At 75.4% G+C, this 11,383-nt stretch carries 11 protein-coding genes; 3 read left to right on the plus strand and 8 right to left on the minus strand.

Features of this window, described 5'->3' with window-relative positions; translation table 11 throughout:
- Together AB0K37_RS35990 and AB0K37_RS35995 are read left to right on the plus strand one after the other, a co-directional pair.
- Window positions 1–1,113: hypothetical protein (locus AB0K37_RS35990; RefSeq protein ID WP_363988932.1), on the plus strand; the 1,113-nt coding region annotated here is incomplete at its 5' end.
- Window positions 1,110–2,630, plus strand: coding sequence for a serine/threonine-protein kinase (locus tag AB0K37_RS35995; RefSeq protein WP_363988934.1), 1,521 nt, complete (start codon window positions 1,110–1,112; stop codon window positions 2,628–2,630). The genes AB0K37_RS35990 and AB0K37_RS35995, both read left to right, overlap by 4 nt.
- Before the next feature lie 12 nt (window positions 2,631–2,642).
- On the opposite strand, the gene AB0K37_RS36000 is transcribed toward AB0K37_RS35995, so the two are convergent.
- From AB0K37_RS36000 to AB0K37_RS36030, 7 genes are read right to left on the minus strand one after another with little or no spacing between them, the layout of a single operon-like run.
- Window positions 2,643–3,506 (minus strand): alpha/beta hydrolase, encoded by an 864-nt coding sequence (locus AB0K37_RS36000; RefSeq protein ID WP_363988936.1) that lies wholly within the window; start codon window positions 3,504–3,506, stop codon window positions 2,643–2,645.
- Window positions 3,507–3,544: 38 nt separating this feature from the next.
- A complete protein-coding gene (locus tag AB0K37_RS36005) occupies window positions 3,545–4,282 on the minus strand; it encodes a Clp protease N-terminal domain-containing protein (protein WP_363988939.1) in 738 nt (245 codons plus the stop codon).
- A gap of 49 nt (window positions 4,283–4,331) precedes the next feature.
- The gene (locus AB0K37_RS36010; protein WP_363988942.1) at window positions 4,332–5,258 is read right to left on the minus strand and encodes an NAD(P)-dependent oxidoreductase; all 927 of its coding nucleotides are present in this window, start codon (window positions 5,256–5,258) and stop codon (window positions 4,332–4,334) included.
- On the minus strand, window positions 5,255–6,760 hold the full coding sequence (locus AB0K37_RS36015; RefSeq protein WP_363988945.1) for a class I adenylate-forming enzyme family protein: 1,506 nt from the start codon (window positions 6,758–6,760) through the stop codon (window positions 5,255–5,257). Before AB0K37_RS36015 ends, AB0K37_RS36010 begins: the two co-directional genes overlap by 4 nt.
- Window positions 6,757–7,926, minus strand: a complete 1,170-nt coding sequence (locus AB0K37_RS36020; RefSeq protein WP_363988948.1) for a cytochrome P450 — start codon at window positions 7,924–7,926, stop codon at window positions 6,757–6,759. The genes AB0K37_RS36015 and AB0K37_RS36020 overlap by 4 nt, the downstream gene beginning before the upstream one ends.
- Before the next feature lie 54 nt (window positions 7,927–7,980).
- On the minus strand, window positions 7,981–8,760 hold the full coding sequence (locus AB0K37_RS36025) for a glycosyltransferase family A protein (protein WP_363988951.1): 780 nt from the start codon (window positions 8,758–8,760) through the stop codon (window positions 7,981–7,983).
- A 2-nt stretch (window positions 8,761–8,762) separates the two neighbouring features.
- Window positions 8,763–9,764, minus strand: a complete 1,002-nt coding sequence (locus tag AB0K37_RS36030; RefSeq protein WP_363988953.1) for a ketoacyl-ACP synthase III — start codon at window positions 9,762–9,764, stop codon at window positions 8,763–8,765.
- Window positions 9,765–9,963: 199 nt separating this feature from the next.
- Between AB0K37_RS36030 and AB0K37_RS36035 the strand changes: the two genes are divergently transcribed.
- Window positions 9,964–11,139 carry a cytochrome P450 gene (locus tag AB0K37_RS36035; RefSeq protein WP_363988958.1) on the plus strand — a complete coding sequence of 392 codons (1,176 nt, stop codon included), beginning with the start codon at window positions 9,964–9,966 and terminating at the stop codon, window positions 11,137–11,139.
- A gap of 21 nt (window positions 11,140–11,160) precedes the next feature.
- On the opposite strand, the gene AB0K37_RS36040 is transcribed toward AB0K37_RS36035, so the two are convergent.
- The coding region (locus AB0K37_RS36040; RefSeq protein WP_363988955.1) for a hypothetical protein at window positions 11,161–11,383 on the minus strand (223 nt) is incomplete at its 5' end.

Here is an 11,383-nt window from a genome sequence, read left to right on the forward strand (position 1 = left end):
GCGGTGGCGATCGCGGCGGCCACCGCGGCGGTGCTCTCGTCCGGCTCGGGCCACGGCCCGGCCGCCGCGGTCGCGGGCGGCACGAAGAGCGGCGCCCGGCTCGACCCGGTGGCGAGCATCGAGACGGGCACCGCGGAGAGCCTCCGGGACGTCGCCTACAGCCCGGACGGCGCCTACCTCGTGGGGGTGTTCAAGGAGAACCTGAAAGTGTGGGACGCGAACACGCGCGCACTGGTGAGCACCCTGGCCGCGGACAAGGGCGTGATCCCGAAGAGCGTCGCGCTCAGCGGCAACGGCCTGGTCGCCATGGGATACATGATGCCGATGCAGATGACGTCGCACGGCCTTGAGACCGGCCGCGGCGGAGCCAAGGTGTGGGACCTGCGCTCGAAACGCACGGTCGCCGAGGTCACGTTCAAGTCCTCCGAGCGCACCGACCTGTTCGTCATGGACGGCCTGGCGTTCAGCCCCGACGGCCGCTACCTGGCGGGCACCGGATCAGGCGGGGGAGAAGGCGCCGGCAAGACGCCCCTGTGGGACGTCGAGGCCGGGAAGCTGCTGCACACCTTCGTCATCGCCGGGTCCGGGGCGGGCAGGACCGCCGCGGCGCACAGCGTCGCCTTCAGCCCGGACGGCGAGACCCTCGCCGCCGGCTACGGGGACGGCGACCTCGGCGGCGGCGTCGCCCTGTTCGACGTCGCATCCCGCTCCCCCGCCGGCACCCTGCCGGTCGGCAAGGCCGACGCCTTCGGCGTCGGGGGGCTCGGCTTCACCCCGGACGGCGGAACCCTCACCGGCGCCTTCGGCGGCGTCGGCGTCTGGGACGTCGCGACCAGGAAGGCGGGCGCGGCCCTCGCGGGCGCCGACTCCGGCTTCCAGTCGATGGCCCTCAGCCCCGACGGCACGACCCTGGCCGCGGGCCGCGGCGCCCGCGAGGGCGGCGGCGGGGTCGCCCTGTGGGACATGTCCTCCAAGCGGCGGATCCTGTCGGTGTCCATCGGCCGCGGCGGGGTGGGCGGCGTGGCCTTCGCCCGGGACGGCCGCACGCTCGCCACCGCCACCGACGACGCGCGGTTGAAGGACGTCATCAAGATCTGGAAGCTCCGGCGATGATCCCCCTCGGACCCGGAGACGCGGCCCGGATCGGCCCCTACCGGCTGCTCGGCCGGCTCGGCCGCGGCGGCATGGGCGAGGTCTTCCTCGGCCGCTCCCCCGGCGGGCGGCTCGTCGCCGTCAAGGTCGTGGCCCCCGAGCTGGCGTCCGACGCCGATTTCCGGCGCCGGTTCGTCGAGGAGGTCGAGGCCGCGAGCAGGGTCGGGGGCTTCTACACCGCGCAGGTCGTCGACGCCGCCCCGGACGCCGAACGCCCCTGGCTGGTCACCGCCTACATCCCCGGCCCCTCACTCCAGCAGGCCGTGGCCGAGAACGGGCCGCTGCCGTACCAGGCGGTCCAGGTCCTCGGCTCCGGGCTCGCCGAGGGGCTGCTCGCGGTGCACCGCGCGGGCCTGGTGCACCGCGACCTCAAACCCGGCAACGTCCTGCTCGCCGACGACGGCCCCCGCGTCATCGACTTCGGCATCGCCCGCGCCCTGGACGCCGCGCAGAAGTCCACCGCGATCATCGGCACCCCCGGGTTCATGTCCCCCGAGCAGGCGCGGGGCCGCGCGGCCGGGCCGGAGTCCGACGTCTTCTCGCTCGGCTGCGTCCTCGCGTACGCCGCCACCGGGGAGACCCCCTACGGAAGGGGGCGGCCCGCGGTCGTCGTCTACCGGATCGTCCACGAGGAGCCGGACCTGTCCCGGCTGCCCGTCCAGCTCCGGCCGTTCGTCGCCGCCTGCCTGGCCAAGGACCCCGCCGCCCGGCCCTCGGTCGGCGACGTCCTGGCGCGGTTCGCGCCGGCCGCCGACGAGGGGCGCTGGCTGCCGGAGCGGGTCAGCGCGATGATCACCGAGCGCAAGGCCGCGGTGCCGCCGTCAGGCGACGGGCGGCCCGGCCCGTGGCCCCCCGCTCCGCCGGCCCCGGCCGCCGGGAACACCCACGTCGAGACCCGGGCCGCCGGGCACCGGAGGCCCGCGTGGACGCGCCCCTGGATCATCCTTCCCGCCGCCGTGGGCACCGTCGTCCTCACCGCGGCCCTCACCTGGGGAGCGATCGCCCTCACCGGCGACGACGAGCCCGGCGCCCGGGCCGCCGGGGGGACCTCGAAGCCGGGCGCCGCGTCCCAGGACCCCTGCGACGTGATCGACCAGAGCATCATCCGGGACAACCAGCTCATCTCCACCGGCGTGCGGGGCGGCTACGAGAACGCCGCGGAGGACGTCCGCACCTGCGAGTGGCAGACCGCCCAGTACGGGGCCGACAGGGATTTCCGGCTGACCCTGACGTACTCCCCGAAGCCCCTGCGCCTCTTCCAGACCGAGCTGACCGACGCCGAGCACGACGAGCTGACCGGGCTTCCCGGCATGCGGGCGTACGGCAGCGAGGACGAAGGCGCCTGCCAGGTCACGTGGGAGAACGAGGGATCGTCCACGAATGTGAGCACCGTCGCCACCGGCCAGTCCCTCAGCACCGCGGACACGTGCCGGATGGCGGCGAGACTGGCCGCGTCGGTGGCAGCGAAGGTGCCGTGACCCGGGTCATGGTCAGACCGTGGTGTGCCGCAGGAGCGCCGGGACGACCGTGTCCCAGGTGCGGCGCGGAAGCTCGTTGCCCGTGCCGGGCAGGACGAGGAGCTCGGCGGACGGGATCTCCGCGGCCAGCGCCCGGCCGTTGCCCAGCGGGAAGAAGGGGTCGTCCTCCCCGTGCACGACGAGGGTCGGGACGCTGATCTCGGGGAGGCGCTCGCGCCAGCGGTCGCCGGTGTCCAGGGCCGCGAAGACGGTCCCCATCTGGTTCGCCCGGTGCGCCTTGCCGGGGTCGGCTCCGGTCACCGTGCGGTCGAAGATCCGCTCGATGTTCGCGCGGGCCTCGGCCTCGTCGAAGGGCGCGCCCGCCATGTGGCGGGCGTTCTCGACCTGGAAGGCGACCACCGACTCCCGGTCCGTCCAGTCGACCTGCGGCCGCTTCATGAAGCGGGCCATCAGCTCCGGGGCGTGGTCGGGCAGGTCGGGGTCGGCAGGACCCGGGGCGGTGGGCCGGGTGGCGATGAGGGTGAGGGTGGTGACGCGGGACGGGTGGTCCAGGGCGAGGAGCTGGGCGATCCAGCCGCCGACGCCGAACCCGGCGACGTGCGCGGACGGCAGGCCGAAGGCGTCGAGGACGCCGGCGGCGTCGGCGACGAGGTCGCGCAGGGTGTAGCGGGGCGCCTCGGGGTCGGCGGTCTCGGACCGGCCCGTGTCGCGCAGGTCGTAGCGGACGGCGAACCTGCGCAGCGCGGCGAGGCGCTCGCACAGGTCGTCCGGCCACGTGAGCATCGTGTTGCCGATCAGCAGGACCGGCGGGTCGGACGGATCACCGAACGTCTCCGCGCACAGGTCCGCCCCGTTGGCCTTGATGAGTTTCTCCATGGTGGGGTGGACCGTGCGCGGAGCCGGAACTCATCGCTTCACGGTGCGTCCCTCTTGGCGGCGATGGCCTCGAGCGCGGCGGTGATGTTCGCCTCGGCGGCCGCCTTGTCGACGCCCGCGTCGGAGAGGATGCCCGTGCCGTCCTCGAACTCCAGCAGGGCGAGCAGGATGTGCTCGGTGCCGACGTAGTTGTGGCCGAGGCGCAGAGCCTCGCGGAACGTCAGTTCGAGGGCCTTCTTGGCGTCCTGGCCGAAGGGGATGAGCTCGGGGAGCTCCCCCTCCACCTCCGGGGGGAGCGCTGCCGTGGCGGCCTGCCGGAGGGTGTCCAGCAGGACGTCCTGGGCGAGGATCGCCTTGGCGGCGAGCGCCTCGGGCTCGGTGAGCAGGGCGAGCACCAGGTGGGCCGGGGTGATCTCGGCGTTGCCGGCGGCGCGGGCCTCGCCCATCGAGGCCACGACGACCTTGCGGGCGCGCTCGGTGTAGCGGGAGAAGCCCTGCGAGGGGTCGAGGTCGGGCTTCTCCCCCTTCGGGACGAAGCGCTTCTGCGCCGCCTGCTTGCTGACGCCCATGCTCTTGCCGATCTCCGTCCAGGACGCGCCGGAGCGGCGGGCCTGGTCGACGAAGTGGCCGATGAGGTGGTCGGCCACATCGCCGAGGTGCTCGGCGGCGAGGACCGCGCTGGTCAGCTGTTCGAGGGCGTCGGTGTGGACCTTCTTGATGCCGTTGATCAGGTCGTCGAGGCGGACCTGGACGGGAGGCCGCTGTGGTTCGGTCATGCGTCAACCATAAGTTGACGACGCTCGATCGTCAACCTCTGGTTGACGCTCACCAGGCGGCGGCCCCGGCGAAGGATGTCGGGGCGGGGTCGTAGCCGAGGGCCTCACGGGCGGCGGTGGTGTCGAAGGTGCGCTCCAGGGCGAGATGGCTGATCGCGTAGCGGGTGAGGCGCGGGGGGCCGGGGCGTCGGGCCAGCAGGAACGCCCCCTCGGCGACGGCGGCGAGCGGGCGCGCGGCGCGGGCCGGGACGTACACCGGGCGCGCCCGCACGCCGCGCTCCCGCAGGATCGCGCGGAAGGCGTCGTCGATCGCGACCGGCGCCGCGTCCGCGACGTTGAAGACGCCGGAGGCCGCGGGTCCCGTCGCGGCAAGGACGCAGGCTTGGACGAGGTTCCCGACCGAGGTGAGGCTGACGCGCTGGCGGCCCGTCCCGACGGCGGGCAGGACGGGGCCCCGCACGGCCGACAGGACGCGCGGCAGGAGCGTCGTGTCGCCGGGCCCGTAGACCGCGTGGGGGCGCAGGACGACCGCGCCGGCGCCGGCGGCGGCCCGTTCGGCGGCGGCCTTCGAGGCGCCGTAGGCGTTCATGTAGCGGCGCACCGGGGCCTCGTGCTCGCGCGCCATGGCGCTCGGTGCGAACGGGTCGTACACGCTGGCCGTGCTGACGTGCACGAACCGCGCTCCCGGGAAGCTCGCCAGCGCGTTGCGGGTGCCGGTGAGGTTGGCGGCGAAGAGTGCGGCGGCGGGCCCCCAGTCGGTGACGCTGCCCGCGCAGTGGACGACCGCGTCCACGGCGGGCGCGTCCGGAACCGGGCCCCGCGTCAGGTCCCAGGACCGGTAGGGGGCGCCGCCCACATGGGCGGAGGCGACCGCCGGGCGGCGGCCGAACGCGAGCACGGCGGTCCCCGCGGACGCGAGCGCCCGGCACACTGCGCCGCCGACGAACCCCGACGCCCCCGTCACCGCGATCCTCACGGCGCCACCAGTTCGCGGAGCCGGTCCCGGTCGAGCTTGCGGGTGCGCCCGGAGCGGGGCAGTTCCTCCAGGACGACGATGCGGTCCGGGAGGGCGTCGTGGTCGATGACGTCCGGAAGGGTCCGGCGCAGCCGGTCGGGCAGGTCGCCGGGGCCGACCACCGCGAGGACGACCTCCTCGTCCCCGGTCCGCGGGTCCGGCACGCCCACGATGGCGGCCTCGGCCACGCCGGGCAGCGCGGCGATCGACGGTTCGTACAGGCCGGGGTAGAGGTTGAACTTGCCGCGGATCAGCATGTCCTTCTTGCGTCCGGTCAGGACGAGGCGGCCGCCGTCCAGCCGCGCGAGGTCGCCGGTCGGCAGCTCCGCGACGGGGTCCGCGCCGAGGTAGCCGCGGCACAGGTTGGGGCCGGACAGCAGCAGCTCCCCGTCATCGGCCAGCCGGGCCCCGACCCCGGGCAGCGGCGCGCCGAGCAGGTCGCCGGGCCCGTCGTGCGCGAGCTTCTCCCCCGCCGACGCGATCGCCACGGGCAGGATCTCCGTCATCGCGTACACCGACAGGACCTCCGCGGCGGGGGCCGCGTCGACCGCCTGCCGGAGCACGGCCGGGGGCGCGGGCGCCGCGCCGAGCAGCACGTACCGGACGGACGGCGGCAGCTCGCGGCACGCGTCCAGGATCTCGGCCAGGTGGACCGGGACGCAGAACGTGTGCGTGGCCCGCCGCTCGCGCATCAGCCGCGCGAAGTCGGCCGGGGCGCAGAAGAGCGGCGGCATCGACCAGCGGGCGCCCGCGATCAGCGTCGGCAGGCCGAGCATGAGCTGGTCGGTGTGGACGACGTCCCCCGGCCCGAGGGGCAGCCTCGACCGGAAGAGGTCGAGCGCCGCCGCCAGCGACGCCTGCGTGTGGACGACCGCGCGGGGGTCCGCCGTCGTCCCCGACGTGAAGATGACGGCGGCGGGCGCGTCCGGATCGGCCTCGCGGCCGGGCTCGGGGGCCTCGCCCCCGGCCAGGCGCGCGAAGGACAGCGCCCCCCGGGGCACGCCCGGCAGGCGGCGGCCCACGTGGACGTGCCGCATCGGGCCCTCACCCGGGATCCGCAGGTCAGCGAGGTTCGGCAGGAGCAGCCCGCGCCGCCGCGCGTACGCCCGGACGGGCCGGAGCCTGCTGCCCGCGTACAGCACCGACTCGGCCGCCGACCAGCGGGGACGGGCCAGCCGCAACCGCGCGGTGAACATCTCCGGCCCGGCCCCCGGGTCGGCGAACACCACGACTCCCCCGGCCGCGACCACGCCCAGCGCGAGGACGAGCGACTCCGGCGAGGGGCGCACCGAGAACAGCACGCCGTCGCCCGGGGCGAGGCCGCCGGACAGCAGCCCGTGCCGGACGGCGAGCACCCGCCGCCGCAGGTCGCCGTAGGTCAGCTCCGCGCCGTCCCCGGAGATCAGGGCGACGGCGGAGGGGGTCCGCGCGGCCTGGTCGAGGAGCTGCCGGACGAGCGTCATGCCGCCCTCGCTTCCGGGGAGCGCCCGGACCGGACGGCCAGGTGGCGGTACGTCGGGATCAGCACGTTGCGGGCGGCGGCGCGGCGCGTGACCGTGAGCGGCGCGGCGCCGAGCAGTGTCCGGGCGACCAGCCGGATCTGCGCCATGGCCAGCGGATACCCGATGCAGAAGTGCGGCCCGGCGCCGAACCACAGGCGGCGCAGCTCGGGCGGGTGCGGCCGGTCCAGGTCGAACGGGCCGTGGGCGCGGCAGCAGTTGTGCGTGGCGATCAGCACCCGGTCGCCGGGGCGGATCGCCGCGCCCCCGACCACGGCCGGGCGGTGCACGCTGCGCAGCATGACGGGCGTCGGCGTCGCGACCCGCATCGCCTCCTCCACGGCGCGGTCCAAGAGAGCAGGGTCGCCGGCGACGCGGTCGAGCTGCCCGTGGTCGGCGAGCAGGGCGATCAGGCGCGGCAGCAGCGTGGCGACGGTCTCGGTGCCGGTCAGGAAGAACGCGCCGGCGGCGCCGCGCGCCTCGTCCCGCGACAGGCCGAGGGCCCGCATCCGTCCCATGACCGTGGACTCGTCCCCCGCCAGGTAGGACTTCGCCGCGACGTCGCCGAGCGGGTCGAGCACCGCGCGGGCGCGGCGGGCCTGGGACGGGGAGAGCCGCCGCGTGCGCAGCGACACCATGGAGACGATCTTCTCTCCCTGTTCGAACAGGTCCCGGTAGGCGGCCTCGGTGCCGCCTTCGAGCCCGATCACCTCGCCGATCACGGTTCCGGCCATGACGCGCGCCGCGTCCACCAGGTCGACGGCCGCGCCGCGGCGCAGGCGGTCCGACAGCGCGTCCAGCGGCTCGGCCAGCACGCGGGCGCACAGCGCCTCGGTGTAGGAGGGGGTGAACAGGTCGGTCAGGCGGCGGCGGAGGGCGCGGTGGGCGTCGCCCTCCATGTTGAGCAGGACGGACGGCCCGAGGACGGGCGTCCACAGCTCGCCGGGCGAGCCGGGGCCGTCCTTGCGGAACGTCTCGCCGTCCATGAGGATCTCGCGGGCCAGGGCGGCGTCGTTCACGACCACCCCGACCCCGGGCACGCGCACGATCGGCCCGCGCCGCGCGACCCCGCGCAGCAGGGGGTAGGCGACGGGATGGGCGGCCAGGTAGAGCCGCGTCTCCCAGTTCATCGGCCGTCCCCTGTGTTCATCGGATGTCCCCTGTGTCATCGAATGTCCCCTGGGTCATCGGATGTCCACGACGGCGGGGCGGTAGCGGTGGTCGGCGTACCAGCCGAGCGTTCTGACGAGCCCGAAGGCGCGGAGCCTGCGCACGGACCCGTAGACGACGACGTCCTCGCGCAGCCCGTACGCGTCGGTCACGTAGCGGACGCGGTTGACCAGCGCGCGGTCCTCGTGGACGTCCTCGATGCGGGTGCGGGGGAAGCCGCCCGCCCGCGCGTACAGGTCGGCGGTGATCGCGAGGTTGCAGCCCGGCATCATCACGTACGGCCCGAGGTACAGGGGGTCCTGGTTGCCGGGGCGGAACCGCCCGAACAGGGCGGCGAGGTCGATGACGGCGGGCAGCAGGCGGCGCTCCCAGAACTTCAGCGGGAACTCGTCGGTGCGCGGCAGCAGCGGTCCGGACACCATCTCCAGGCCCTCGCCGAACGCCCGCTTCACCGCCGCGACCCAGCCGCGGTGGGGCAGGCAGTCGGCGTCGGTGCGGGCGATGTGGGTGGCGCCCGCGCTGATCGCGTGGCGGACGCCGGTGTCGGCCGCGGCGCCCGTCCCCTTCTCCGGCTCGTGGACGATCCGGACGTCGAACGCCTCCGTGCCGGCGGCGAACTCCTTGACGGCGGTGGCGGTCGCGTCCGTGCTGCCGTTGTCGACCACGACGAGTGTGAAGCCGGTGTCGGTCTGCGCGGCGAGGCGGCGCAGCGTCGCGCCGATCGAGCGCTCCTCGTTGTAGGCGGGGACGACGATCCACAGGTTCGCCGGGTCCGCCGGTTCGGGCAGGTTCATCGTCACAGCTCCGCGAACATGACGCCGAGGCTGACGCCGCCGGCGAGCCCGATCAGCGCGATCCTGTCGCCGGGCCCGCAGCGGCCCTCGGCGAGCGCGGTGGCGATCTGCAGCGGGAGGCTCGCGGACGCGACGTTGCCGTGGTCGGGCAGCGTGACGACGAGCCGGTCGGGCGGGATGCCGAGGATCGCGCGCAGCGTCTCCAGGTACGGCAGCGTGACCTGGTGGACGCCGACGACCGCGAAGTCGTCCCAGGTCAGCCCGGTCTTGGTGAGCGCGGTGGTGAAGATCTCCGGACCGGTCGCCAGGAAGGCGTCCTTCAGCCGCCGCCCGTCCCCGCTGAAGTAGCCGAACTCGGGGTCGCGCGGGTGCATCGAGCCGCCCCCCGGGAGCGTTCCGACCCGCCAGGCACGGGAGACGGCGGCGAAGTCGCGGTAGAAGATCCCGCCGTCCGGGGCGGCCTCCACGAGCATCGCGGCGCCGCCGTCGGAGAGGGTGTAGCCGGCGAACGCGTCCACGAACTGGGCGCGGTCGCGCACGTTCCAGCGGATGGCGCGGGACGGGCTCTCGCCCGTGCAGACCAGGACGCGCTCGTGCTGCCCGGTGCGGATCAGCGCGTCGGCCATCTGGAGGCCGTTGAGGAAGCTGTTGCAGGCGTTCTTGACGTCGAAGACGGGGCAGGTCGCGCCGAGCTTGGCGGCGACGATGTGCGCGGTCGCGGGCTCCACGAGGTCCTGCGACGCCGACCCGAAGACCAGCAGGTCCAGTCCCTCCGGCCCGACCGCGCGGTCGGCGAGGGCGCGGCGGGCCGCGGCGACGGCGAGGTCGGACGCCTGCTCGTCGTCGCGCATGACGTGCCGGGAGCGGATGCCGGTCATCCGCTCCACGATGGTGGGGTGCGGCCGGTACCCGGCGCTCTCGGCCTCGACGCGGGCCTCGACCTCGGCGCTGCTGACCGTCCGGTCCGGCAGGTGCGCGGCGGCGGCGGTGATGCGGGCTCTCATGGGCTCGGGTCCCCCGGTTCCTCGTGCTCGGTGTCCGGCCAGCCTCGCCGACCGCGGGCGCTCCCGGTCAGAGGAACCCTACGCATCCCGGGCCGGGCGTTGTACCCGGTTCGTCGTGAGTACTGCCACTTAGCCCGGTTTGAGGGATACCGCGTTTCCCTCCGGGTTCTCCGCCCGCCAGAATCGGCGGGTGACCAGCATGAGGACCGACCGGGCGGCGCGGCACGAGGCACGGCTGCTGTGGACGGCGAACCACGGCCTGTACGCCCTCCTGGAGGCGGCGCGCCACACCGGCCCCATCACCCGCGTGCCGAGGCTCGGGTGGGTGGTGACCGACCCCGTCCTCGCGCGGCAGGTCCTCAACGACCACGCCCGCTTCGGCATGAACGGCGAGGGCGGCGTCGGCCACCTCTGGACGCAGCTCTTCGGGGAAGAGATGGGGCGGTTCTTCGGCGGGGCGACGCACACCGAGGTCCGCACCCGCGCCCGGGACCTGTTCACGGAGGACGCCGCGCGGGCCCTGGTGGAGCGTTCCCAGGGCCGGACCCACGCCGCGCTCGCCGCCCGCCTCGCCGCCGGGGCCGCCGTCGACGTCGCCGACGCGGCCCGCGTCCTGGCCGGACGCATGGTCGCCGACCTGCTGGGCCTGCCCGCGGACCGGGCCGACGCCGCCTACCGCGCGCTCTTCGCCTCCGGGGAGCGGCTCGCCCGGCTGGCGCTCGGCACGACCGCGTCCACCGACCTCGACCCGGCGGTCGTCGGGCGGGCACGCGCCGTCGTGGAGGAGATCACCACCGGCGTCCCGCACGCCTACCGGACGGCGGGGCCGGGCACCCTCCTCGGCCGCTGCCGCGAGATGGGCCTCGGCCTGCCGCTCGCCCGCGGCCTGGCGACCCTGCTGGTGATCGCCGGGACGGAGACCGGGGTGTCCGGGACCGTCCGCACGGCGGCCCTGCTGCACGACACCGGGGGGCAGCGGGCGCTGCTCGACGACCCGTCCCTCATGGACAACGCGGTGCGCGAGGGCCTGCGCGTCGCGGCCCCCGCGCCGGTGATCGGGCGGCACGTCTCCCGGGACGCCACCCTCGGCGGGCGGAGGCTCCGCGCGGGCGACCGGGTCCTGCTGCTGACCTACCGGGCGACGGGCGGCGCCGGGCCGTTCGACGTCCGCCGCGCGTACGTGCCCGAGACGCGGCAGCTCTGGTTCGGCGGCGGGCGGCACCTGTGCCTCGGCGCCGCCGTCGCGCGCGTCCAGGTGGCGCGGATGCTGGAGACGCTGCTGGCCTCCGGCCGCCCGTACCGGGTCGTCTCCCGCCGCCCCGCCCGCCGCGTCCTCGTCCCGTCGTACGCCGAGCTGCGCGTGCGGTCCGCCTAGGATCCGCGCCGGCCCGGAGCGCTAGACCTCGGGGATCTCGGTCGGCGGGGCCTCCTTCCCCGGGGCGCTCGGGGTCGGGGCCGTCGGGGTCGGGGCGGGCGCCGGGGAATGCGTGATCGTCGGACCGACCGGCCGCGCCGGCCGCTCGTCGCGGGGCGCGGAGTTCCACCACCAGAGCGCGAAGGAGATCGCGAGCAGCACCAGCACGCCGCCGACCACCTGGAGCACCGCCGCCCGGGGGCTC

This window comes from Actinomadura sp. NPDC049753, from assembly GCF_040674655.1.
GTDB lineage: Bacteria > Actinomycetota > Actinomycetes > Streptosporangiales > Streptosporangiaceae > Spirillospora > Spirillospora verrucosospora.

What these genes read in the sequence shown, in the direction of transcription:
- AB0K37_RS35995 (WP_363988934.1), top strand. Translation starts at nt 1,110, where the DNA reads ATGATCCCCCTCGGACCCGGAGACGCGGCCCGGATCGGCCCCTACCGG.
- AB0K37_RS36000 (WP_363988936.1), bottom strand. Translation starts at nt 3,506, where the DNA reads ATGGAGAAACTCATCAAGGCCAACGGGGCGGACCTGTGCGCGGAGACG.
- AB0K37_RS36005 (WP_363988939.1), bottom strand. Translation starts at nt 4,282, where the DNA reads ATGACCGAACCACAGCGGCCTCCCGTCCAGGTCCGCCTCGACGACCTG.
- AB0K37_RS36015 (WP_363988945.1), bottom strand. Translation starts at nt 6,760, where the DNA reads ATGACGCTCGTCCGGCAGCTCCTCGACCAGGCCGCGCGGACCCCCTCC.
- AB0K37_RS36020 (WP_363988948.1), bottom strand. Translation starts at nt 7,926, where the DNA reads ATGAACTGGGAGACGCGGCTCTACCTGGCCGCCCATCCCGTCGCCTAC.
- AB0K37_RS36025 (WP_363988951.1), bottom strand. Translation starts at nt 8,760, where the DNA reads ATGAACCTGCCCGAACCGGCGGACCCGGCGAACCTGTGGATCGTCGTC.
- AB0K37_RS36030 (WP_363988953.1), bottom strand. Translation starts at nt 9,764, where the DNA reads ATGAGAGCCCGCATCACCGCCGCCGCCGCGCACCTGCCGGACCGGACG.
- AB0K37_RS36035 (WP_363988958.1), top strand. Translation starts at nt 9,964, where the DNA reads ATGAGGACCGACCGGGCGGCGCGGCACGAGGCACGGCTGCTGTGGACG.